Genomic DNA, 23,547 nt, shown 5'->3' with positions numbered 1-23,547 from the left:
GGTAAATCAGTCCATTGCGCGGCTATAAAACAGCCTCGCGATCCATTCCGTCAACCGCCGCCAGGAGTCCGGTTCCGTCCATGTCGTCACCACAGCCCCTTGTTCCTCTGCGCCTGCGCGACCTGCCGCACCCGGTCATGGCCGGGCTGGTGTCGGTGATCGTCAACTACGGCGGAACCTTCATCCTGGTGTTCCAGGCCGCGAAAGCGGCCGGCCTGGGGCCGGCGCTGACCGCTTCCTGGGTATGGTCCATTTCCATCGGGGTCGGGGTGACCGGGCTGCTGCTGAGCTGGCGCTACCGCGAGCCGATCATCACCGCATGGTCCACGCCGGCCGCCGCGTTCCTGGTCACCGTGCTGGCGACCACGCCGTGGGCCGAAGCGGTGGGCGCTTTCATGGTCTCGGCGGCGGCCTTCGTCGCGCTTGGCCTGTCGGGCTGGTTCGAGCGGGTGATCCGGCTGGTACCGCCGGGCGTGGCCGCCGGCCTGCTGGCGGGCATCCTGCTGCAGTTCGGGACCAGGGCATTCGCCGGGCTGGATGTCGATCCGCTGCTGGCCGGGGCGTTGATCCTGGCTTATGCGGTGCTCCGGCGGTTCACCGCGCGCTATGCCGTGGTCGGCATCCTGTTGACGGGGCTGGCGGTGCTGCTGGTACAGGGGCGGCTTGATCTGTCGGGGCTGGAGCTGCGCCTGGCCGCGCCGGTGTTCACCCTGCCGGTGTTCACCCTCAATGCGCTGCTGGGCGTGGCGTTGCCGCTGTTCCTGATCACCCTGACCGGGCAGTACATGCCGGGCATGCTGGTGCTGCGCAACGACGGTTTCAGGACCAGCGCCGATCCCATCGTCACCGCGACCGGATTCGGTTCGCTGCTGATGGCGCCGTTCGGCTCGCATGCCTTCAACATCTCCGCGATCACCGCGGCGATCTGCACCGGGCCGGAAGCGCACGAAGACCCTTCCAGGCGCTGGATCGCCGGTGTCGCCGCCGGCGTGTTCTACCTTCTCGTCGGCGTGTTCGGGGTGACGCTGGCCGCGTTGTTCATGGCCTTGCCGGCGGTCTTCATCACCACGCTGGCGGGGCTGGCCCTGCTCGGCACCCTTGGCGGCAGCCTGGCTGCCGCAGTGGCCGATGCGCGCAGCCGCGAGGCGGCGTTGATCACGTTCCTCGCCGCGGCCGCCAACATCACCCTGTTCGGCATCGGCGGTGCGTTCTGGGGGCTGCTGATCGGGCTGCTGGCGCACCTGCTGCTCAATGGCCGGATGCCGGCGCGGCCGAAGCGGCAGGCAGCGGTAGCGGGCGCGGGAGTGCCGGGCCCATGAGCGCGACGTCCGTTACCGGCACTTCCCACGAACGGCATGGCCGTTACCCGCAGGCGCTCACGGTGGAGGATTTCCGCCGCAACCTGGCGGCGGTGCAGGCGCGCATCGACGCGGCCTGCCGGCGCGTCGGGCGCGACCCGGCCGGCGTGCGCCTGTTGCCGGTGAGCAAGACCAAGCCGGAGGCGAGCCTGCGCCTGGCGCATGCGGCAGGGTGCCGGCTGCTGGGCGAGAACAAGGTGCAGGAGGCGCACCACAAGTGGGAGGCGATGCAGGACTTGGGCGACCTGCGCTGGTCGGTGATCGGCCACCTGCAGACCAACAAGGCCAAGCTGGTGGCGCGCTTCGCCAGCGAGTTCCAGGCGCTGGACAGCCTGCGCCTGGCCGAGACCCTGGACCGCCGCCTGCAGCTGGAGGGCCGCACGCTGGACGTGTTCGTGCAGGTCAACACGTCCGAGGAAGCCAGCAAGTACGGCTTGGCGCCGGATGACGTGGCGGCCTTTATCCGCGAACTGCCGCGGTTTCCGGCCCTGCGCGTGCGCGGGCTGATGACCCTGGCGCTGTTCTCCGACGACACCGAACGGGTGCGCGCCTGCTTCGTGCGCCTGCGCGGGCTGCGCGACCGGCTGCGCCAGGACGCGCCGGACGGCATCGGCCTGGAGGAGCTGTCGATGGGCATGTCCGGCGATTTCGAGATCGCCATCGAGGAAGGCGCCACCGTGGTGCGCGTCGGCCAGGCCATCTTCGGCGCGCGCGACACCCCCGACAGCCATTACTGGCCGGATGCCGGGGACGCGGTCTCCGCTCCCTGAAGCCGTGCCATTTCCCCGCGGCACCGGGCATTGCGCCCCGGTCCGCCGATTTCCTCCCCAGGAGTTGCCCGCATGTACGACCCGTCCACGACCCTTGCCGATTTCGATCCCGAACTGGCGCGCGCCATCCATGCCGAGGAGGGACGCCAGGAGGACCATGTCGAGCTGATCGCCTCGGAGAACTACGCCAGCCCCCTGGTGCGCGCCGTGCAGGACTCGGTGTTCACCAACAAATATGCCGAGGGCTATCCCGGCCGCCGCTACTACAGCGGCTGCGGCAACGTGGACGTGGCCGAACGCCTGGCCATCGAGCGCGCCAAACAACTGTTCGGCTGCGACTACGCCAACGTGCAGCCGCATGCGGGCGCGCAGGCCAATGCGGCGGTGTTCCTGGCCCTGGCCAGCCCGGGCGATACGGTGATGGGCATGGACCTGGCCCAGGGCGGGCACCTGACCCATGGCAACCCTTCCAATTTCTCCGGCAGGCACTACCGCATCGTGCCGTACGGGCTGGATCCGGCGACCGGCCTGATCGACTACGACGAGATGGAGCGCATCGCGCTGGCGACCCGGCCGCGCCTGCTGATCGGCGGGTTTTCTGCCTATTCGCGGCACAAGGACTGGGCACGCATGCGGGCCATCGCCGACAAGGCCGGCGCGATCTTCTGGGTGGACATGGCGCATGTGGCCGGGCTGGTCGCCGCCGGCGAGTACCCCGATCCGCTGCCGCACGCGCATGTGGTCACCAGCACCACGCACAAGACCCTGCGCGGCCCGCGCGGCGGCATCATCCTGGCCAGCGGGCAGGGCGCGGAGTTCTGCAGGAAGCTGGATTCGGCTGTATTCCCCGGCGTCCAGGGCGGCCCGCTGATGCATGTGATCGCGGCCAAGGCGGTGGCGTTCAAGGAAGCGCTGCAACCCGGCTTCAGGACCTACCAGCGGCAGGTGCTGGCCAACGCCCGCGCCATGGCGGCGCTGATCCAGCGACGCGGCTACCGGATCGTTTCCGGCGGCACCGACAACCACCTGATGCTGATCGATCTCTCCGACCGTCCCTACACCGGCAGGGATGCCGATGCGGCATTGAGCGATGCCGGCATCACCACCAACAAGAACACCGTGCCGAACGATCCGCGCTCGCCCTTCGTGACGTCCGGGCTGCGCATCGGTACGCCGGCGGTGACCACGCGCGGCTTCGGCGTGGCCGAGTGCGAACGGCTCGCCGGCTGGCTGTGCGATGTGCTCGACGCCCTTGGCGACGGCACCCACGCGCAGGTGGCGGCGCGGATCCATGAGCGGGTCGTGGCGTTGTGCCGGGAGCATCCGGTGTACCGCTGACCGGGGTCGTTGCGGCAGGTCGTGGCCAGGCGGCGGGGGCGTCGCAGGTTCGACCGCCTTGCGAATATTTAACGCGGCGGCGGTAGAATTTTTCATATGAAACTATGGTCGATCCGTGGCAACAGCCAGAAGCTGGACGGTGGGGCGATGTTCGGCAACGCGCCCAAGGCCGTGTGGGAAAAATGGACGCCGGCCGATGACCTGAACCGCATCGAGCTGGCCTGCCGGGCGCTGCTGGCCAGCCCGCTCGGCGGCAAGACGGTGCTGTTCGAAACCGGCATCGGCGCCTTCTTCGAGCCGAAGCTGCGCGAGCGTTATGGCGTGCAGGAGCCGCGCCACATCCTGATCGATTCGCTGCGCGAGGCCGGCTTCGAGCACGAGGACATCGACGTGGTGGTGCTCAGCCACCTGCATTTCGACCACGCCGGCGGCCTGCTGGCGCCCTGGTCGGAGGGGCGCGCGCCGGAGCTGCTGTTCCCGAACGCGACCTTCGTGGTCGGCGCCGCGCACTGGGAGCGTGCGCGCCATCCGCATCCGCGTGACCGCGCCAGCTTCATCCCGGAACTGCCGGGCCTGCTCGAAGCCAGCGGCCGCCTGGAGATCGTGTCGGGCGAGCATTCGCAGGTGCTGGGCGAATCGGTGCGCTTCAGCTTCAGCGACGGGCATACGCCGGGGCTGATGCTGGCCGAGATCGTCGGCCCCGAGCGCATCGACGGCCAGCCGCATGGCGGCCTGGTGTTCTGCGCCGACCTGATCCCCGGCCGGTCCTGGGTGCATGTACCGATCACCATGGGCTATGACCGCAACGCGGAACTGCTGATCGACGAGAAGCGCGCCTTCCTCGAGGACAAGCTCGCCCGCAACGTGCATCTGTTCTTCACCCACGACCCGCAGTACGCGATGGCGCAGGTGACGCGCGATGACAAGGGCCGGTTCGGTGTCGCCCACGAGGTCGCCGAACTGCGCGCGCGCTCCCTGGCGGCCTGAATAGTGACTTCCGGCACCCCGTGCGGGTGACCGCCGGCTCCTGCCGGGCATGGCCGCATTGCGGAAACTGGTCGTGTCTTCCGATGCGGGACCGGTCATGAAAAAAACAGCAGGGCAGCCTTTCTTCGCGGCGCAGCCGTCCGAAGGATTGCGCGCAGGGGCGCGCGCCAAGAAAAAACGCTCTTTCCTGCGCGGGCTGCTGGCCTTCGCGTTTGCCTGGCTGGCCGTGGCCCAGCACGCCTTCGCCGCGCCCAGCGCCACGGTACCGCTGCAGGTATCGCCCGGACGCGCCACCACGCTGGCCATCTGGGAGCCGGTGCAGGCGCGCGGCGTAGTGCTGTTTTCCACCGGGCATGGCGCCTGGCCGGAGCGCTACGACCGCCTGCTGCAGGCCTGGGCGGATGCCGGTTTCGTCGTGCTGGCACCGCTGCACGTGGATTCGGTCCGGTACCCGGAGCGGGAGAAGTTCTCGCTGCAGCAGAGCCTGGGCGAACGCCTTGCGGACATGCGTGCGACCAGCGCCTATGCGCACGCGCGTTGGCCGCGCCTGCCGCTGGCGGCGGCCGGGCACAGCCTGGGCACTCTGATCTCTGCGGTACAGGGCGGGGCATTGGCCGGCCTTGGCCCGCTGCGGGATCCCGGCGTGGCCGCGGTGCTGGGCTTCTCCTCGCCGGGCCGGATACCGGGGTTGATCGGGCCGGACTCCTATGCCTCGCTGGCCGTGCCGTTGCTGCTGGTGACCGGCGACGAGGACCGGGTGCCGGGCTTCGTCACCGATCCGGCGGACCATCTTTACCCGGTGCAGACCGCGCCGGCCGGCGACGCGCGCGCCGTGGTGCTGGCCGGCGGCGGGCACAACCTGGTCGGCGGGGAACCGGAACCGCTGTTCGAACGCGCCAGGCAGCTGGGCACCGCATTCCTGCAGGCCGAGCTGCTCGGCGATGAGCAGGCGCGGCAACTACTGGATGCGCCAGCAGCGGCGGGTGAACACTGGCTGCGCCGGTGACGGGATCCGTCGCCGCTGTGGAGCGGATCGCATGCGATCCGCTCCATGGCGTTTCCATCGTCAGTGCGTGCGCAGGCAACTGCTCATGAAGGTCTTGCGGGCGTCGCCGTTCAGGTGCTTGGCCGAGGCATCGGCATTGCACTGGGTCATGCGCTGCTGCGGCGTGGTCGCCGCGGTGGCGGCAGCGGGATGGCTGCTGAGGCAGGTGCGCTGGGCCTCCCTGTAGGCGTCGCCCTTGAGGCCCTTGTTCTTGGCCGAGCACTCGGCCATGCGCTGTTGTTGCGGGGTGGGCGTGCCGGCGCTGGCAGCGAACGGCAGGGCGGTGGCGAGCAGCAGGCAGGCAAGCAGGGCGGGACGGTACATGGCGCGGCTCCTTACGTGGATGACGGGCGCAAGCATCGCTTCGCCCGGGAGCAAGCCGCCGTGAAGCCGCGATGTAGTTTTTTTAATGCATGCGGGTGCCGAAGATGCGGTCGCCCGCATCGCCCAGGCCGGGCAGGATGTAGCCCTTGTCATTGAGGCGCTCGTCGATGGCCGCGGTATAGATCTCCACGTCCGGATGCGCCGCTTCGACCGCGCGCAGGCCCTCGGGGGCGGCGACCAGGAAGATGCCCTTGATGCGGCGCGCGCCGGCGCGCTTGAGCATGTCGATGGTGGCGATCAGGGTGCCGCCGGTGGCCAGCATGGGGTCCAGGATCAGGGCGTCGCGTTCTTCCAGGCGGCCGGTCAGGCGCTCGAAATAGGGCACCGGCTGCAGGGTTTCCTCGTCGCGCTGCAGGCCGACCACGCTCACGCGCGCGGCCGGGATCAGCGCCAGCACGCCGTTGAGCATGCCCAGCCCGGCACGCAGGATTGGCACGAGGGTGATCTTGGCGCCGGCGATGCGCTGCACGGTGACCGGGCCGGCCCAGCCTTCCATCGTGCAGGGCTCGGTTTCCAGGTCGGCGGTGGCCTCGTAGGCGAGCAGCCCGCCCAGCTCGTCGGTGAGTTCGCGGAAATCCTTGGTGCTGAGCGAGGCCTGCCGCATCAGGCCGATCTTGTGCTGGACGAGGGGGTGGCGGACTTCGACGACAGACATGGGGGCGGCTCGGAAAGGGGAATGGCGGACAGTTTAAGGTACGCCGTCCTGGGCCCGCCGCCGCGGCTGCGCCGCCTGCCGGCGCGCCGCACCGGCAGCCATCGGGCCATCGCATCGGAACTCGTAGCGGACGCCGACCAGCCGCGAGCGGCCGAAACTTTCCATCTAAAGCACCCGGCTGCGCTTGCCCTGGAGGCGGACCTGGCGGGTGGGGTGGATGGTGTTGACCCCGGGGGACAGGCGCCGGTGGGCGGTGATGGCGCCGCTGGCCGGAAAGCCGCGGCCGGCCCGGTAGATGCACGGCTCCGGCGAGCCCGCGTCGAAAGGACCGGATCAAGCGCGGACGACAGGTGCAGGCCTGGCGCGCGCATGGTGCTGGCGGCCACGGACATGCGGCTGTTCCAGATGCTGCGCATCGATGGCCGGCGCCTGCGCTACCGCGCGCGCACTGCGATGGGCGGTCCGTGCGATGCGATCGACCCGGTCCGGGACGGTGCGGGCAGACAGCCGCGCGAACCGGAGGATGGCCGCATCCCGTTGCGCGTTTGCCGGCACCCGGCATCTCCCGAGGGCTGCAATGAGCGCTGCTGGGAATGACCGGCTGGATTGCGCGTGAGGGCCGGTGGCCGCAGCGATGGCCATCAACCTTCCGCGCATCCAGGGATGCGGGCCATGGCATGGCCGCCTATACTCGCCGCGACCGCGCACCGGCTGGGTGCGCACCGACATGGCCTGTCGCCCATGGATCTGGATGGCTGCTGCCATCGATGGGCGGAGGCGCCGGGCCGGTATTGCAGGCGATGTCGGAAACCACCAGGGAGGAACGTCATGCGCGCAGGCAGGATCCGGATCGTGGCAGGGGCGGCGCTGCTGTTGGCCGCCATGGCGGGGGGCGCCCTGGCGCAGCCGCCGCTGGAGGAGGAGCAGGTCAATCCTTCCGAAGTCGTGTTCGAGAACGGTCGCCCGTATATGCATGCCGACGGGGCGATGCAGGCGCTGCGCACGCGCCAGCAGGATGGCGAAACCATTTACTACCGCATGGTCCGCTACGACCCGCAGGAAGGCTATGTGACCGGGAGCGGCGACGGCGCCGTCGCCACGGCCGGCCCGCTGCCGTTCGCCGCGCCGTCGCAGACGCCGATGCGCTATTACGGCCAGGGGCGTCTTTACCGCCCGGATTTCTACAACAGCCCGTACAACCGCGATGCGCGCCAGCGCTATTCGGGGCCGGGCTATTTCGGCAGCTGCAGCCGCTACGACGGCTGCAAGGAAGTGCAGGTGGTGCCGCTGTGGCCGTACGGCCGCGGCTACTGACCGCGATCGTCCGCGGCAATGAAGGAACGGCGGCCGCTGGCCGCCGTTTCCGTTTCCCCCCCGGAGCGGTCAGGCGCTGAGCGCCTCGAGCACCCGCAGTTCGGGCACCTCCAGGCCGCGCTGGCAGTACGACGGTTCGTGGTCGGCCAGATGCTTGGCGTTGGGGCACTGCAGCAGCATGTAGTTGGCGTCCAGGTTGAGTTTCTCCACCAGGAAATCGACGAAGGCGCGCACCTTGGGCGAGACCATGCCGCCGCCGGCGAACACCGCGCTGAAGTCGTAGTCCGGTCCGGTCCAGCCAGCCAGCACGCGGCGCAGCATGCCCGATTCGATGAAGGGCTTGGCCATCACGTCGCTGCTGAGCATCAGCCCTTCGCCGGCCACCAGCATCGAGTTCAGGGCGGCGGTGTCGTTGGCGACCAGCAGCGGATTGACCGCGAATTCCTGCATCTGCCCGCCGTCCTCGGCCAGCGACCAGACGAAGCGGTTGTTCTGGCTCTGGTGTTGTTTGCGCACCGCCAGCGTGCGGTGGTACTGCAGTTCGTCCGGATGGCGCGGCTCGCCGTGGCGCTGGATGTAGGCGGGGCTGGCGAAGACCTGGGTGCGCAGGCTGCCGAGCTTGCGCGCGATCAGGTTGGAGTCGGGCAGGGTGCCGATGCGCAGCGCCAGGTCGGTCTCGCCGGAGATCAGGTCCAGCATCTCGTTGCCCAGGTGCATGTCCACGCGGATCTCCGGGTACTGCGCCTGGAACTGTCCCAGCAGCGGCGCGATCCAGTTGATGCCCACCGAGTACGGCACGGTGAAGCGCAGCCAGCCGCGCGGCCCGGACTGCAGCTGGCTGACCGCGCTCTCGGCCTGTTCGAGTTCGCGGGCGATGCGCTGGCAGTGTTCGTAATAGACGGTGCCGGCCTCGGTCAGTCCCAGCCGGCGCGTGGTCCGGTGCAGCAGGCGCGCGCCGAGCCGTTCCTCCAGCTCCTGCACCTTGCGGCTGACGGTGGTCTTGGGCTGCCCGAGCAGGCGCGCGGCGGCGGTGAAGCTGCCCTGTTCGACCACCTTGACGAAGATCAGGGTGTCGTTGAGATCGTTGGCCATGGAATGGGCTCCTGCGGCAGCGGGATTGTGCCGGCGACGGGACGATTATTCCCCTCAATCCGTACTAATCAAGTATGGATTTGGGGCGTAACTTGGCCGCCTCCGCACAGAACGGAACTGCAGCCATGCGCCTGCGCCACCTTCCCGCTTTCCTGCCGACGCGCCGCGCGCCGGCTTTTTCCAAGGCCGAGCACCGCCCATGGCGGGACAACGGCTTGAATCCACTGCACTTCGCCGCGTTGCGCGAGACGCGCACGCCAGCGGCGACGACCGGCCTCCTCGCCGCCTTCCCGCGGCTGGCGGCCTGTCTCGGCGCGGCGTTTGTCCCGCCTGCGGGAGAAAAATTTCCGTGAGCGGGACAGTGAATCCATCGGAGCGGTCCGCCTGCGGATGCGCTTTTCCGATATCTGCGCGGATGCGCGTGCCATCGCCCGGCTCCGGCGTCCGTTTCCTCCGGCTGCTGACAGCGGCTGTCAGCAGCCCCTGCGCACACTTCCGGACGCACCCGACGCCTGGCCGGAACGCGATCGCCACGCCACACCTTTCCCCCCTCCTGGATGCATGACATGAACGGTATCTCCAACCCCTCCCGAACCGCGCGACGCCTTGCCCTGGCGGGCATGTCGGCGCTGGCCATCGCCATCCTCGCCGCGTGCAGCGGCGGCCATGCGCAGGAGGCCGTGGCGCCGCCGGCACCGGAAGTCAGTGCCGCGCCGGTGCTGGTCAGGCAGGTCAGCCAGTGGGACGAGTTCAGCGGCCGCGTCGAAGCAGTACAGAGCGTGGAACTGCGCCCGCGCGTGTCCGGCTACATCGACAAGGTCAACTATGTCGAAGGCCAGGAAGTGAAGAAGGGCGACGTCCTGTTCACCATCGACGCGCGCAGCTACCAGGCCGAATACGACCGCGCCCGTGCCGAACTGGCGCGCGCCCGTACCCAGGCCGCGTTGGCGCACAGCGAATCCGAGCGTGCGCGCCGCCTGGCCGAGCAGCAGGCCATCGCCGCCGAGACCGCCGAGCAGCGCCGCGCCGCCGCCGAGCAGTCCGGTGCGGCGGTGCAGGCGGCGCAGGCCGCACTGGATGCGGCCCGCCTCAATCTGGAATTCACCCGGGTACGCGCGCCCATCGATGGCCGCGCCGGCCGCGCGATGGTCACCGCCGGCAACCTGGTCACCGGCGGCGACAGCGCCAGCGTGCTGACCACGCTGGTGTCGCTGGACACGGTGCACGTGTACTTCGACGCCGACGAAGGCACCTTCCTGCGCTATGCGCGGATGGCGCGCACCGGCGAGCGCCCGAGCGAGCGCGACGAGGCGCTGCCGGTGAAGGTGGCATTGAGCGGCGAGGAAGGCTTTCCGCACGAAGGCAGGGTCGATTTCCTCGACAACCAGGTCGCGCGCAGCACCGGCACCATCCGCGTGCGCGCGCTGCTGGACAACCGCGACCGCCAGTTCACGCCGGGCCTGTTCGCGCGCGTACGCCTGCTCGGCAGCGGCGAGTTCGACGCCCTGCTGATCGACGACAGGGCGGTGTTGACCGACCAGGACCGCAAGTACGTCTACGTGGTCGACAAGGACGGCAAGGCGCAGCGCCGCGACGTCGGCCTGGGCCGCAGCGCCGAGGGCCTGCGCATCGTCGAGGCCGGGCTGGCGCCGGGCGACAAGGTGATCGTCGACGGCGTGCAGAAGGTGTTCATGCCGGGCATGCCGGTGCAGGCCAGGGCGGTGGCGATGCAACGCACGCCGCCCGCCGGCGCCGGCCGCGATGCCACCGCGTTGAACTGAGCCACGTTTCCGCCTGAAGCCGGCCTCCGGCCGGTCGCGTTGCCTTCGCCCGCATGGACGAGGGCAGGGCGGCTGCATGCCGGCGCCGGCCATTCCAAGGACTTCCCTGATGGATTTTTCCCGTTTCTTCATCGACAGGCCGATCTTCGCGGCGGTGCTGTCGATCGTGATCTTCGCCGCCGGCCTGATCTCGATCCCGATCCTGCCCATCGGCGAATACCCGGAGGTGGTGCCGCCGTCGGTGGTGGTGCGTACCGTGTATCCGGGCGCCAACCCCAAGGTCATCGCCGAGACCGTCGCCACGCCGCTGGAAGAGGCGATCAACGGCGTCGAAGGCATGATGTACCTCAAATCGGTGGCCGGCTCCGACGGCGTGCTGCAGATGACCGTCACCTTCCGCCCCGGCACCGATCCGGATGCGGCGGCGGTGAAGGTGCAGAACCGCGTGGCGCAGGCGCAGGCGCGCCTGCCCGAGGACGTGCGCCGGCAGGGCGTGACCACGCAGAAGCAGTCGCCGACCTTCCTGATGGTGGTGCACCTGACCTCGCCGGGCGGCAAGTACGACACCCTGTACCTGCGCAACTACGCGCGCCTGCACGTCAAGGACGCGCTGGCGCGCATCCCCGGCGTGGGCGACGCGCAGATCTTCGGCGGCGGCGACTACGCCATGCGCGCCTGGCTGGACCCGGACAAAGTCGCCTCGCGCGGCCTGACCGCCAGCGACGTGGTGCGCGCCATGCGCGAGCAGAACGTGCAGGTCTCCGCCGGCCAGCTCGGCGCCGAACCGCTGCCCGACAGCCGGTTCCTGACCCTGATCAACGCCCAGGGCCGGCTGAAGAGCGAACAGGAGTTCGGCGACATCGTGCTCAAGAGCGGCGCCGATGGCGAGATCGTGCGCCTGTCCGACGTCGCCCGCCTGGAGCTGGGCGCCGGCGACTACACCCTGCGCTCGCAGCTGGACGGCAAGAACGCGGTGGGCATCGGCATCTTCCAGGCGCCCGGCGCCAACGCGCTGGAGATCCGCGATGCGGTCATCGGCACGATGGATGAAATGCAGAAGGCCTTCCCGGCCGACGTGAAGTACGAGGCGGTGTACGACACCACCATCTTCGTGCGCGACTCGATCAAGGCGGTGGTGTCGACCTTGCTGGAGGCCATCGCGCTGGTGGTGCTGGTGGTGATCCTGTTCCTGCAGACCTGGCGCGCCTCGATCATCCCGCTGATCGCGGTGCCGGTATCGGTGGTGGGTACCTTCGCCGCGCTGTACCTGCTGGGCTTCTCGATCAACACCCTGAGCCTGTTCGGCCTGGTGCTGGCGATCGGCATCGTGGTCGACGATGCGATCGTGGTGGTGGAGAACGTCGAGCGCAACATCGAAGAAGGGTTGTCGCCGACCGCGGCCGCGCACCAGGCGATGAAGGAAGTGTCCGGGCCGATCATCGCCATCGCCCTGGTGCTGTGCGCGGTGTTCGTGCCGATGGCCTTCCTGTCCGGCGTCACCGGCCAGTTCTACAAGCAGTTCGCGGTGACCATCGCCATCTCCACGGTGATCTCGGCGATCAATTCGCTGACCCTGTCGCCGGCCCTGGCCGCACGCCTGCTGAAGCCGCATGACGCTGCCAAGGATGCGCCCACGCGCATCATCGACCGCCTGTTCGGCTGGGTGTTCCGTCCGTTCAACCGCTTCTTCAGGTCCAGCTCGGAGAAGTACGAGCGCGGCGTGGCGCGCATCCTCGGCCGCCGCGGCGCGGTGTTCCTGGTCTATGCGGTGCTGCTGGTCGGTACCGGGGTGATCTTCAAGCTGGTGCCGCCGGGCTTCATCCCCACCCAGGACAAGCTGTACCTGATCGCCGGCGTCAAGCTGCCGGAAGGTTCGTCGATCGCGCGTACCGATGAAATGTTGCGCAAGGTGGCGAAGATCGCCCAGGAGACCGATGGCGTCGCGCACACCATCTCGTTCCCCGGCCTGAACGCGCTGCAGTTCACCAACACGCCCAACACCGGCGTGGCGTTCATTCCGCTCAAGCCGTTCAACGAGCGCCATGGCCGCACCGCCGCGCAGATCAACGCCGAGATCAACCAGAAGATCGCCGGCCTGCAGGAAGGCTTTGCGTTCGCGATGATGCCGCCGCCGATCCTCGGCCTGGGCAATGGCAACGGCTACCAGATGTTCATCGAGGACCGTGGAAACCTGGGTTACGGCGCGCTGCAGAACGCGGTGCAGGCGATGCAGGGCGCGGTCGCGCAGACCCCGGGTATGGCCTTCCCGATCAGCAGCTACCAGGCCAACGTGCCGCAGCTGGATGCAGAGGTGGACCGGGTCAAGGCCAAGGCGCAGGGCGTGCAGCTGACCGAACTGTTCGACACCCTGCAGACCTACCTGGGTTCGGCTTACGTCAACGACTTCAACCAGTTCGGCCGCACCTGGCAGGTGATCGCCCAGGCCGACGGTCCGTTCCGCGAGAGCGTCGAGGACATCGCCAAGCTGCGCACCCGCAACGACCGTGGCGAGATGGTGCCGATCGGCTCGATGGTGACGATCAAGCAGACCTTCGGCCCGGATCCGGTGCTGCGCTTCAACGGTTACCCCGCCGCCGACCTGGCCGGCGAAGCCGACCCGCGCGTGATGTCCTCGGCCGAGGCGATGAACAAGCTGACCGAAATCGCCGGCAAGGTGCTGCCGGTGGGCATGACCACCGAATGGACCGACCTGAGCTACCAGCAGGCCACCCAGGGCAAGGCTGCCTTCATCGTGTTCCCGGTGGCGATCCTGCTGGCCTTCCTGGTGCTGGCGGCGCTGTATGAAAGCTGGTCGCTGCCGCTGGCGGTGATCCTGATCGTGCCGATGACCCTGCTGTCGGCGCTGTTCGGCGTGTGGCTGACCGGCGGCGACAATAACGTGTTCGTGCAGGTCGGCCTGGTGGTGCTGATGGGCCTGGCGTGCAAGAACGCGATCCTGATCGTCGAGTTCGCCCGCGAACTGGAAATGGGCGGCAAGGGCATCGTCGCAGCCGCGCTGGAAGCCTGCCGCCTGCGGCTGCGCCCGATCGTGATGACCTCCATCGCCTTCATCGCCGGCACCGTGCCGCTGGTGCTGTCCCATGGTGCAGGCGCGGAGGTGCGCTCGGTCACCGGCATCACCGTGTTCGCCGGCATGCTCGGCGTGACCCTGTTCGGCCTGTTCCTGACCCCGGTGTTCTACGTGGCCCTGCGCAAGTTCGTCACCCGCAACGGTGGTGGCCAGCTGGTGCAGCACGGCGAGCCGACCCTTCACCACTGACATGGAACTGCGCCGATGCCGGTTCCCGCCGGTGTCGGCTTTCCCCTCTCCAAGGCATGAACCCATGAATACCCATCAGAACAAGATCGCGCTGGTCACCGGCGCCACCCGTGGCATCGGCGCCGAGACCGTGCGCCAGCTGGCCGGCGCCGGCGTGCATACGCTGCTGGCCGGGCGCAGCCGCGGGACGGCGGTCGAGCGGGCGCTGAAGCTGCAGGCCGAGGGCCTGCCGGTGGAGGCGCTGCAACTGGACGTGACCGACGCGGCCAGCATCGCCGCTGCCGTACGCGAGGTCGAGCAGCGTCATGGCCGGCTGGACATCCTGGTCAACAATGCCGGCATCTTCCGCGATGACCTGGCGGCCACGCCGTCGGCGCAGTCGCTGGAAACCTGGCGCGAAACCTTCGACACCAACCTGTTCGGGGTCGTGGCGACGACGCGGGCCTTCCTGCCGCTGCTGCGCCGGTCCGCGGCGGCGCGCATCGTCAACCTGTCCAGCGCGCTGGCATCGCTGTCGCTGCACAGCGACCCCGGGTTCGAGTTCCACGACTTCAAGTTTCCGGCCTACGACGCGTCCAAGACCGCGCTCAACGCCTGGACGGTGCACCTGGCGCACGAACTGCGCGACACGCCGATCAAGGTCAACGCGGTGGATCCAGGCTCGGTGAGGACGGACATGAACGAACATGGCGGACTGGACGTCGCCACCGGCGCGAGCGGCAGCGTGCGCATGGCGCTGCTCGACGGCGATGGTCCCAGCGGCAGCTTCACCCACCTTGGCGAGGTGGTGCCATGGTGAGGCATGCGCTGGCCGCTGTACTTTCCGGCCTGCTGCTGGCCGGCTGCGTCACCGTCGGCCCGGATTACAGGGCGCCGGCGCCGGGGCCCGTCGCGCTGCAGGGCGTGGCCGCGCCGGTGTACAGCGCACAATCGCCGGTGGCCAGCTGGTGGGCGCAGTTCGACGATCCGGTGCTGGAGCAGCTGATGCACGCTGCGCTGTCGGACAACCTCGATCTGAAGGTGGCGCTGGCGCGGGTGCGGCAGGCGCGGGCGGTGTTCGTCGAAAGCCGGCTGGACCAGGCGCCGCACGTCACTGTGGCCGGCAGCCAGGACCGGCGCAGGCAGCCCGACCCGGCGCAGGGCGGGGAGCGGGTCTCCAGCGAGACCTGGCAGCTCGGCTTCGACGCCGGCTGGGAACTGGATCTGTTCGGCCGCCAGCGCCGTGCCGCCGAAGCGGCGCGTGCCGATCTGGATGCGGAGTGGGCCAACCTGGTCGATGCGCAGGTGCTGGTGGCCGCCGAAGTCGCGCGCAATTATTTCGAACTGCGCGGCACGCAGAAGCGCATTGCCGTGGCCGAGCGCACCCTGCTCAACCTGCGCGACACGCAGGCGCTGACCGAGACCCGCTGGGAACTGGGCGCGGGCAGCGAACTGGACGTGCAGAGCAGCCGCGCGCGGCTGAAGGCGATCGAGGCCGACATCCCGCTGCTGGAGATGGCGCAGACGCAGTCGCGGCACCGGCTTGCGGTCCTGCTGGGGCAGCGCCCGGGCACGCTGGACGCCCTGCTGCAGCCGCGCGAGGTGCCGGCGTTCGCCAAGGCCTTGCCGCTGGGCGATACCACCGGACTGCTGCGCCGGCGTGCCGACGTGCGCGTCGCCGAGCGCCGCCTTGCCGCAGCGACCGCGCGGGTGGGCGTAGCCACGGCCGACCTGTTCCCGCGGTTGTCGCTGACCGGTTTCGTCGGCTTCCTCGGTGGCGATGCCGGCGGCCTGGTCAACGGCGCCAACAAAGCCTGGTCGCTGACGCCATCGCTGAGCTGGGCGGCATTCAACTTCGGCAGCGTGCGCGCGCGGCTGCGCGCCAGCCGCGCACAGGCCGATGGCGTGGCGGCGGAATACGAGAAGACGGTGCTGCTGGCGCTGGAGGATGCCGAGAACGCGCTGTCGCGCTATGCCAGGCAGCAGGCGCGGCTGGCGATCGTCGCCGAACAGGCGCAGGCGGCGCGGCGCGCCGAATCGCTGGCGCGGATCCGCTATCGGGAAGGATCGGAGGATTTCCTCGCGCTGCTGGATGCGCAGCGCAACCAGCTGGCGGCCGACGACGCGCTGGCCGCCGCCGAGGCCACGGTCAACGTCAGCGTGGTCGGCGTCTACAAGGCGCTGGGCGGCTGGGGGCAGGCGACGGCATCGTTGCCGCCGGTCGCGGTGGTCGATGCGCAATGAGCCCCCGCCGGGCGCTGCCCGGCGCTACAGATCGCGACGATCCGTCCTTTGTAGAGCGGGGCAACGCCCCGCTGGGGCTCTACCGGCAAAGCCTCGCCGGGCGTTGCCCGGCGCTACAGATCGAGACGACCCGCCCTTTGTAGAGCGGGGCAACGCCCCGCTGGGGCTCTACCGGCAAAGCCCTGCCGGGCACAGCCCGGCGCTACAGATCGCGACGATCCGCCCTTTGTAGAGCGGGGCAACGCCCCGCTGGAGCTTTCCCGACATGAAAGAGGCGGCCTCCGGCCGCCTCTCCCGTTCGCAGCCTTGCAGCCGGCGCCGGATCAGGCCGCGTCGGCCTGCTCGCGGCGCGGGCCTTCGGCCAGCGCGCGGCCGACCATCTCCACCAGCAGGTCCAGTTCGGCCTCGTCCATGCCGAAGTGCGGGGTGAAGCGCAGCGAATTCTCGCCGCCATGGATCACGTTGACGCCGTGCATGCGCAGCCATTCCTCGGTGGAATTGGCGCCATAGCACTTGAACTGCGGGGCCAGCTCGCAGGAGAACAGCAGGCCGGTGCCCTGCACCTTGGTGATCAGGCCGCCCAGCTTCGCCTTGAGCGCTTCCAGCTTCTGCACGGCCTGCTCGCCACGTGCGCGGATGTTCTGGCGCACGTCCGGGGTGAGGCGGGCGAGGGTGGCGCAGGCCACGTCAAGCGCGCGCGGGTTGGTGGTCATGGTGTTGCCGTACACGCCCTTGCGGTACAGCTGGGCGGCATGTTCGGTCACGGCCAGCACCGACAGCGGGAACTGCGCGCCGTTCAGGGCCTTGGAGTAGGTCTCCATGTCCGGCGGGTCCAGGGTTTCATAGCCCGGGTAATCGACGAAGGACACGGTGCCGTGCGCGCGCAGCGAGGCCTGGATGGAGTCGATCAGCAGCAGGCTGCCGTGATCGCGGGTCAGTTCGCGCGCCAGCTTGTAGAAGCTGGCCGGAACCGCGCGGCCCGGGTCGCCTTCGCCCATCACCGGCTCCAGGAACACCGCTTCGACGAACCAGTTGTTGGCCTTGGCGTCGTCGAACACCTTGCGCAGCGCGGCCTCGTCGTAAGGGGCGATGGCGATGACGCTGTCCTCGCCGCGGTAGCTGGCCAGGAAGCGGTCGTAGGTCTTGCGGGTCGAATCCGAATACAGCGCCGGACGGTCGGTGCGGCCGTGGAAGCTGCCCTTGATGACCACGCGCTTGACCGTGGCGCCGGCGTGCGGGGCGCCCGGATCGGTCTGCAACTTGGCGTTGATGTCGGCGATGCGCGCGGCCAGGCCGACCGCCTCGGAGCCGGAGTTCAGGCACATGAAGTGCGAGAACGGACAGCCGCCGCGGGTGTGGCCGATCTCGCTGCGCAGCGCCTGCACGAAGCGGCGCTGGGACAGGCTCGGGGTCATGATGTTGGCCATCACCTGCGGCTTGGCCGCGGCGGCCAGCACGTCGGCCGGCGTGTGGCCGAAGCCGAGCATGCCGTAGCCGCCGGCGTCGTACAGCACCGCGCCCTTGAGCGAAACCACCCACGGGCCGCAGGCGGCCAGGGCGATGTACGGGACGACCGCGTCGTCGGCATAGAAATTGACGAAGCCGGCCTGCATCGCGGCGATCTGGTCCTTCTCGTCCAGGTCCAGCAGGTCGGCGACCTCGCCCTTGATGCGGGCATATTCGCTGGCCGCCGCCGCGATGGCGCCGGACAGGTCGGGATGGGCAGCGGCCAGGCGTTCGACGGCAGCGTCGTCCAGCCCCATGGTCAGGCGGGCGCCGGCGTGCGCGCGGAGCGCGGCGAGGGGGCCGAGTACGGTCATGCTCATCTCCAGAAAGGTTTGTATAGCCATTATCTGGAGATTCTGGTCATATGGCAGCTGTCATTCCGTCGAAAATCGGGTTAATTTCGTCGAATCGACGAACATGGCCCGCGATGTGAAGATTTCTCCCGCCGACGAACGCCTGCTTTCCGTACTGCGCGAGGACGCGCGCGCCTCCACCGCGCAGATTGCGCGCCGGCTCGGGTTGTCGCGCACCACCGTGCAGAGCCGCATCGACCGGCTCGAGCAGCAGGGGGTGATCGCCGGCTATACGGTGCGCACCCACGAGGACTACGAGCAGGGCCAGGTGCGCGCGCACGTGCTGATCACCGTGTCGCCGCGCAAGATGCCGGCGGTGGTCAAGGCGCTGCGCGACATCCCGGAGGTGCGCAGCCTGCACTCGGTCAGCGGCGCGCACGACCTGGTGGCGATGGTGGTGGTGGGCGGGGTCGGCGAGATGGACGTGGTCACCGACGCCATCGGTGCGGTCGACGGGGTCGAACGCACCACCAGCGCCATCATCCTGTCGACCAAATTCGAGCGCTGACCCTCTCCCGTTGCCGCAGAAGCGGCTTCCCGGAGGAGCCCGAAGCCGCTCCTGCAGGGGCGCTTGCGCGGGCCGGTACAATATCCGGCTCCCCCGCCCGATGATCCGGCCTTGAAGAAGTCCGATTTCCATTACGACCTGCCCGAGGAGCTGATCGCCCAGGCGCCGTTGGCCGAGCGCTCGGCCAGCCGCCTGCTGGTGGTGCCGCCGGCGCCGGCCGCCTACGACGACCGCCATGTCCGCGACCTGCCGGACCTGCTGCAGCCCGGCGACCTGCTGGTGTTCAACGACACCCGGGTGATCCCGGCGCGGCTGTTCGGGCAGAAGGCCACCGGCGGCCGGGTCGAGATCCTGATCGAGCGCCTGCTCGGCGGCCAGCAGGCCCGCGCGCAGATCGGCGCCAGCAAGTCGCCCAAGCCCGGCAGCCGCATCCAGCTCGACGCCGGTGGCGAGGCCGAGGTGCTGGGCCGCGACGGCGAGTTCTACGTGCTGCGCTTCGACCTCCCCGAGCCGCTGGAATCCTGGCTGGTGCACGAAGGCCGGCTGCCGCTGCCGCCGTACATCCACCGCGAGCCGGGTGCCGACGACCGCGAGCGCTACCAGACCGTGTTCGCGCGCCAGGTCGGCGCGGTGGCCGCGCCGACCGCGGGCCTGCATTTCGACGAAGCCTTGCTGCAGCAGTTGCGCGAACGCGGCGTGCAGTTCGGCCACATCACCCTGCATGTGGGCGCCGGCACGTTCCAGCCGGTGCGGGTGGACGACCTGTCCCACCACGTGATGCACCGCGAATGGCTCAATGTCGGTGCCGAACTGGTGCAGCAGGTGCGCCGGACCCGTGCCGCCGGCGGCCGCGTGATCGGCGTCGGCACCACCGTGGTACGGGCCCTGGAGAGCGCGATGCGCGACGGCGAGCTGCACCCCTTCGCCGGCGAGACGCAGATCTTCATCACCCCGGGCTACCGCATCCGCAGCGTCGATGCGATGGTCACCAACTTCCACCTGCCGGAAAGCACCCTGCTGATGATGATCTCGGCCTTCGCCGGCAAGGAGCGGGTGTTCGACGCCTACGCGCACGCCATCGCCGGGCGCTACCGGTTCTTCAGCTACGGCGATGCGATGCTGCTGTTCCCGCAGCCCGACGCCTGATCCCGCCTTTACCTGCGCCGCCGTCGCCGATCCGCGACAATGGCCGCAGACCGATTGAAGCAAGCCCCATGTCCAGACTGCAGTTCACCCTCCAGACCACCGACGGCAATGCGCGCCGCGGCCAGCTGTCCTTCCCGCGCGGCACCGTGCAGACCCCGGCGTTCATGCCGGTGGGCACCTACGGCTCGGTGAAGGGCGTGCTGCCCGAGCAGGTCCGCGCGCTCGGCGCCGAGATCATCCTCGGCAACACCTTCCACCTGTACCTGCGCCCGGGCCTGGACGTGATCGCCGACCATGGCGGCCTGCACGGCTTCTGCCGCTGGAACGGACCGATCCTGACCGACTCGGGCGGTTTCCAGGTGTTCTCGCTGGCGCACCGGCGCAAGATCACCGAGCAGGGCGTGACCTTCGCCTCGCCGACCGATGGCGCCCGCGTGTTCCTGGGGCCGGAGGAGAGCATGAAGATCCAGAAGGTGCTCGATTCGGACATCGTGATGATCTTCGACGAATGCACGCCGTATCCGGCCACCGAGGACGTGGCGCGCCGCTCGATGGAATTGAGCCTGCGCTGGGCGCGGCGCTCGCGCGATGCGCACGATGCGCTGGGCAACGATGCGGCGCTGTTCGGCATCGTCCAGGGCGGGGTGCATGCCGACCTGCGCAGCCGTTCGGCCGACGGCCTGCAGCAGATCGGCTTCGATGGCTACGCCATCGGCGGGCTGGCGGTGGGCGAGCCCGAGCACGAGCGCAACGCCATGCTCGAGCACATGCACCCGATCCTGCCGGCCGACCGCCCGCGCTACCTGATGGGCGTGGGCCGCCCGGAGGACCTGGTCGAGGGCGTGGCACGCGGCGTGGACATGTTCGACTGCGTCATGCCGACCCGCAACGCGCGCAACGGCCACTACTTCACCTCGTTCGGCACGGTGCGCATCCGCAACGCCCGCTACGAGCGCGACATGGACACGATCGAGCCCGGCTGCGGCTGCCATGCCTGCAGCAGCGGCTACACGCGCGCCTACCTGCGCCACCTGGACCGCTGCAACGAGATGCTGGCGCCGATGCTTGGCACCCTGCACAACCTGTATTACTACGAGAAGCTGATGGCCGACATGCGCGCGGCCATCGAGGCGGGAACCTTCCTGGCGTTCCGCGAGTCCTTCTATGCGGCGCGCGGGGCGGTCGCGCCTGCGCTGTAAGGTTTTTCCCTCCTCCCGCCGCGAGACGGTCCGGCAGGCCTGCCGGACTGCACGGCGAAGCCGCCCGGAGGGCAGGGCGCATGGATGTGCCGGCTGCAGGTGGCGCGAAGCGCCGGGCGAGGGTATGGGCGAAGCCTTCTTGGCATCAGGCCGCACAAGGCTTCGCCCGCAATCCCGCCCGGGTTCCCTCTCCCGCAGGGAGCGGGGCTCTGTCCATCGATTGTCGGGGGCCGCGCCTTGCAATGGAGCCTGGCCGCCCCTATGGCATACTTCCCCGCTTGAATCCGTTTCGCGGCGCCGGCTCCGGCGGGCGCCGCCCAACAGTTAAGGACACACGATGAATCCGATGGCTATCCTGCTTCCCGTCGCCCAGGCCGCTCCGGCCGCCCCGGGAATGGGCACTTTCCTGCTGCCGATCGCCCTGATCGCGGTGATGTACTTCCTGATGATCCGCCCGCAGATGAAGCGCCAGAAGGAACACAAGGCGATGCTGGAGAAGATCTCCAAGGGCGACGAAGTGCTGACCAACGGCGGCATCGCCGGCGTGGTGACCGATATCGGCGACAACTTCATCACCGTCGAAGTGGCCGACAACGTCCGCATCCGCGTGCAGAAGGGCGCCATCGGCAATGTGCTGCCCAAGGGCACGCTGAAGTCCGCGGCCTGAATCCGAGTTTCCCGTCCGTCATGACGCGGCGCCGGGACAGGCGTCGCGCAGGAACCTGCAATGCTTGAATTTCCTCGCTGGAAGTACTTTCTGATCCTGGCCATCCTGGTGTTCAGCGCACTGTATGCGTTGCCCAACGTGTACCAGAAGGATCCGTCCGTGCAGATCACCGCCAACCGCGGCGGCCAGGTCGACGATGCCCTCAAGCAGCGCGTCAGCGCCGCACTGGGCGAGGCCGGCGTCACGCCCAAGTCGGTGGAGAAGGAAGGCGAGAGCCTGATCGTCCGCCTCGCTTCGCTCGATGCCCAGACCCGCGCCAACGACGTGCTGCGCGAGAAGACTGGCGAGAACTACACGGTCGCGCTGAACCTGGCCTCGACCGTGCCGGACTGGCTGGCCGGCATCGGCGGCAAGCCGATGGTGCTGGGCCTGGACCTGGTGGGTGGCGTGCACTTCGCCCTGCAGGTGGACAAGAAGGCCGCCGTGGACAAGCGTTTCGAGGCCTTCGCCGAGGACATCCGCACCACGCTGCGCGACAACCGCGTCGGCTACCGCTCGGTCGAGCGCCGCGGCGAGAGCGACATCCAGGTGGCGCTGACCAACGCCGCCGACGCGGACAAGGCCCGCGCCGCGCTGGTCAAGGCGCAGCCGACCCTGACCTACTCGGGCAGCGACGAACGCATCACCGTGAGCGTGCCGCAGGCCGAAATGCTGCAGATCGCCTCCGGCGCCATCGAGCAGAACCTGACCACGCTGCGCAACCGCGTCAACGAACTGGGCGTGGCCGAGCCGATCATCCAGCGCCAGGGCGAGGACCGCATCGTGGTCGAACTGCCGGGCGTGCAGGACACCGCCGAAGCCAAGCGCATGATCGGCGCCACCGCCACCCTGGAATACCGCCTGGTGGTGGACGGCAACGCGGCCGATGCCGCGGCCAGCGGCCGCATCCCGCCGGAAGCGCGCCTGTACCGCGACCGCCGCGGCATGCCGGTGCTGCTGAACAAGCGCACCATCGTGACCGGCGACCAGATGGTCAAGGCCGAGGTCTCCACCGACCAGAACGGCCTGCCCGCGGTCGCGGTCACGCTCAACAGCGTCGGCGGCCAGCGCATGTTCGACGTCACCAGCGTCAACGTGAACAAGCCGATGGCCGTGGTCTACACCGAGCGCATCCCGCAGGTGACCACGGTCGACGGCAAGGAAGTGCGCAGCTTCCGGGTCAAGGAAGAAGTCATTTCCGTGGCCAACATCAACAGCCCGCTGGGCAAGAACTTCATCACCACCGGCCTGGAGAAGACCGAGGCCGAAGGCCTGGCCAAGCTGCTGCGCGCCGGTTCGCTGGCCGCGCCGATGGACTTCGTCGAGGAATACGTGATCGGCCCGAGCCTGGGCGCGGAGAACGTGGCCAGCGGCATCAAGGCGGTGGTGTTCTCGTTCGTGTTCACCCTGCTGTTCTTCACCGTGTACTACCGCATGTTCGGCGCGATCACCTCGGTGGCGCTGCTGTTCAACCTGCTGATCGTGGTGTCGGTGATGTCGCTGTTCGGCGCGACCATGACCCTGCCGGGCTTCGCCGGCCTGGCGCTGTCGGTGGGCCTGTCGGTGGACGCCAACGTGCTGATCAACGAGCGCATCCGCGAGGAACTGCGCGGCGGCATGCCGGCCAAGGCGGCCATCGCCGCCGGCTACGAGAAGGCTTCGCACACCATCCTCGACGCCAACCTGACCGGCCTGATCGTGGGCGTGGCGTTGTACGCCTTCGGTACCGGTCCGTTGAAGGGTTTCGCGCTGACCATGATCATCGGCATCTTCGCCTCGATGTTCACCGCGATCACCGTGTCGCGCTCGCTGGCGGTGCTGATCTACGGCCACCGCAAGAAGCTGACCTCCGTGGCGATCTGACGCGAACCCCATCGCAAGAGCCCGCACTTCCGCGTGCGG

21 protein-coding genes are annotated in these 23,547 nt (G+C 69.1%); 17 read left to right on the top strand and 4 right to left on the bottom strand.

Annotated elements, in window-relative coordinates; genetic code table 11:
• Window positions 1-80 precede the first annotated feature (80 nt).
• The 5 genes from ABB22_RS02900 to ABB22_RS02880 all read left to right on the top strand — a co-directional run bounded on the left by ABB22_RS02900 (window position 81) and on the right by ABB22_RS02880 (window position 5,459).
• Window positions 81-1,319, top strand: coding sequence for a benzoate/H(+) symporter BenE family transporter (locus ABB22_RS02900; protein ID WP_055769360.1), 1,239 nt, complete (start codon window positions 81-83; stop codon window positions 1,317-1,319).
• Window positions 1,316-2,128: a YggS family pyridoxal phosphate-dependent enzyme gene (locus tag ABB22_RS02895; protein WP_057505044.1), complete on the top strand. Its 813-nt coding sequence runs from the start codon at window positions 1,316-1,318 to the stop codon at window positions 2,126-2,128. The genes ABB22_RS02900 and ABB22_RS02895 overlap by 4 nt, the downstream gene beginning before the upstream one ends.
• A gap of 72 nt (window positions 2,129-2,200) precedes the next feature.
• The gene (glyA, locus tag ABB22_RS02890) at window positions 2,201-3,466 is read left to right on the top strand and encodes a serine hydroxymethyltransferase (protein ID WP_055769358.1); all 1,266 of its coding nucleotides are present in this window, start codon (window positions 2,201-2,203) and stop codon (window positions 3,464-3,466) included.
• 96 nt (window positions 3,467-3,562) lie between these two features.
• A complete protein-coding gene (locus ABB22_RS02885; protein ID WP_055769356.1) occupies window positions 3,563-4,453 on the top strand; it encodes an MBL fold metallo-hydrolase in 891 nt (296 codons plus the stop codon).
• Between the two features lie 97 nt (window positions 4,454-4,550).
• Window positions 4,551-5,459 carry an alpha/beta hydrolase family protein gene (locus ABB22_RS02880; RefSeq protein WP_152984009.1) on the top strand — a complete coding sequence of 303 codons (909 nt, stop codon included), beginning with the start codon at window positions 4,551-4,553 and terminating at the stop codon, window positions 5,457-5,459.
• 60 nt (window positions 5,460-5,519) lie between these two features.
• On the opposite strand, the gene ABB22_RS02875 is transcribed toward ABB22_RS02880, so the two are convergent.
• Together ABB22_RS02875 and upp are read right to left on the bottom strand one after the other, a co-directional pair.
• On the bottom strand, window positions 5,520-5,822 hold the full coding sequence (locus ABB22_RS02875) for a PsiF family protein (protein WP_055769353.1): 303 nt from the start codon (window positions 5,820-5,822) through the stop codon (window positions 5,520-5,522).
• 82 nt (window positions 5,823-5,904) lie between these two features.
• Complete coding sequence (gene upp, locus ABB22_RS02870; RefSeq protein WP_055769351.1) at window positions 5,905-6,537, bottom strand: uracil phosphoribosyltransferase; 633 nt, start codon at window positions 6,535-6,537, stop codon at window positions 5,905-5,907.
• A gap of 369 nt (window positions 6,538-6,906) precedes the next feature.
• Between upp and ABB22_RS02865 the strand changes: the two genes are divergently transcribed.
• Both ABB22_RS02865 and ABB22_RS02860 read left to right on the top strand, forming a co-directional pair.
• Entirely contained in the window at window positions 6,907-7,134 is a 228-nt protein-coding gene (locus ABB22_RS02865) for a hypothetical protein (RefSeq protein WP_055769349.1), read from the top strand.
• 231 nt (window positions 7,135-7,365) lie between these two features.
• Complete coding sequence (locus tag ABB22_RS02860) at window positions 7,366-7,851, top strand: hypothetical protein (RefSeq protein ID WP_055769346.1); 486 nt, start codon at window positions 7,366-7,368, stop codon at window positions 7,849-7,851.
• Between the two features lie 69 nt (window positions 7,852-7,920).
• Here the strand turns inward: ABB22_RS02860 and ABB22_RS02855 are convergent, their stop codons facing one another.
• The gene (locus ABB22_RS02855; RefSeq protein ID WP_055769344.1) at window positions 7,921-8,943 is read right to left on the bottom strand and encodes a LysR family transcriptional regulator; all 1,023 of its coding nucleotides are present in this window, start codon (window positions 8,941-8,943) and stop codon (window positions 7,921-7,923) included.
• A gap of 125 nt (window positions 8,944-9,068) precedes the next feature.
• On the opposite strand from ABB22_RS02855, the gene ABB22_RS18050 reads away from it, so the two are divergent.
• The 5 genes from ABB22_RS18050 to ABB22_RS02835 all read left to right on the top strand — a co-directional run bounded on the left by ABB22_RS18050 (window position 9,069) and on the right by ABB22_RS02835 (window position 16,227).
• Complete coding sequence (locus tag ABB22_RS18050) at window positions 9,069-9,296, top strand: hypothetical protein (protein WP_152984008.1); 228 nt, start codon at window positions 9,069-9,071, stop codon at window positions 9,294-9,296.
• 267 nt (window positions 9,297-9,563) lie between these two features.
• Window positions 9,564-10,724 carry an efflux RND transporter periplasmic adaptor subunit gene (locus ABB22_RS02850; protein ID WP_425477779.1) on the top strand — a complete coding sequence of 387 codons (1,161 nt, stop codon included), beginning with the start codon at window positions 9,564-9,566 and terminating at the stop codon, window positions 10,722-10,724.
• 109 nt (window positions 10,725-10,833) lie between these two features.
• Entirely contained in the window at window positions 10,834-14,004 is a 3,171-nt protein-coding gene (locus ABB22_RS02845; protein ID WP_055769341.1) for an efflux RND transporter permease subunit, read from the top strand.
• A gap of 64 nt (window positions 14,005-14,068) precedes the next feature.
• Complete coding sequence (locus ABB22_RS02840; protein ID WP_055769339.1) at window positions 14,069-14,803, top strand: SDR family oxidoreductase; 735 nt, start codon at window positions 14,069-14,071, stop codon at window positions 14,801-14,803.
• Window positions 14,797-16,227 carry an efflux transporter outer membrane subunit gene (locus ABB22_RS02835; protein WP_055769337.1) on the top strand — a complete coding sequence of 477 codons (1,431 nt, stop codon included), beginning with the start codon at window positions 14,797-14,799 and terminating at the stop codon, window positions 16,225-16,227. The genes ABB22_RS02840 and ABB22_RS02835 overlap by 7 nt, the downstream gene beginning before the upstream one ends.
• A 323-nt stretch (window positions 16,228-16,550) precedes the next feature.
• Here the strand turns inward: ABB22_RS02835 and ABB22_RS02830 are convergent, their stop codons facing one another.
• On the bottom strand, window positions 16,551-18,047 hold the full coding sequence (locus ABB22_RS02830) for an aminotransferase class III-fold pyridoxal phosphate-dependent enzyme (protein WP_055770316.1): 1,497 nt from the start codon (window positions 18,045-18,047) through the stop codon (window positions 16,551-16,553).
• Between the two features lie 115 nt (window positions 18,048-18,162).
• On the opposite strand from ABB22_RS02830, the gene ABB22_RS02825 reads away from it, so the two are divergent.
• The 5 genes from ABB22_RS02825 (at window position 18,163) to secD (ending at window position 23,508) form a co-directional block, all read left to right on the top strand.
• Window positions 18,163-18,594, top strand: a complete 432-nt coding sequence (locus ABB22_RS02825; protein ID WP_055770313.1) for an Lrp/AsnC family transcriptional regulator — start codon at window positions 18,163-18,165, stop codon at window positions 18,592-18,594.
• 111 nt (window positions 18,595-18,705) lie between these two features.
• Window positions 18,706-19,740, top strand: a complete 1,035-nt coding sequence (gene queA / locus ABB22_RS02820; protein ID WP_055769335.1) for a tRNA preQ1(34) S-adenosylmethionine ribosyltransferase-isomerase QueA — start codon at window positions 18,706-18,708, stop codon at window positions 19,738-19,740.
• A gap of 68 nt (window positions 19,741-19,808) precedes the next feature.
• On the top strand, window positions 19,809-20,939 hold the full coding sequence (gene tgt, locus ABB22_RS02815; RefSeq protein WP_055769333.1) for a tRNA guanosine(34) transglycosylase Tgt: 1,131 nt from the start codon (window positions 19,809-19,811) through the stop codon (window positions 20,937-20,939).
• A 337-nt stretch (window positions 20,940-21,276) separates the two neighbouring features.
• The gene (yajC, locus tag ABB22_RS02810; RefSeq protein WP_054665275.1) at window positions 21,277-21,606 is read left to right on the top strand and encodes a preprotein translocase subunit YajC; all 330 of its coding nucleotides are present in this window, start codon (window positions 21,277-21,279) and stop codon (window positions 21,604-21,606) included.
• Between the two features lie 60 nt (window positions 21,607-21,666).
• On the top strand, window positions 21,667-23,508 hold the full coding sequence (gene secD / locus ABB22_RS02805; protein ID WP_055769331.1) for a protein translocase subunit SecD: 1,842 nt from the start codon (window positions 21,667-21,669) through the stop codon (window positions 23,506-23,508).
• The last annotated feature ends 39 nt before the right edge of the window (window positions 23,509-23,547 follow it).

Source organism: Stenotrophomonas nitritireducens, assembly GCF_001431425.1.
Taxonomy (GTDB): domain Bacteria; phylum Pseudomonadota; class Gammaproteobacteria; order Xanthomonadales; family Xanthomonadaceae; genus Stenotrophomonas; species Stenotrophomonas nitritireducens.
Note: the sequence above shows the minus strand (reverse complement) of the source record. Positions and strands in the feature narration are given on the sequence as shown.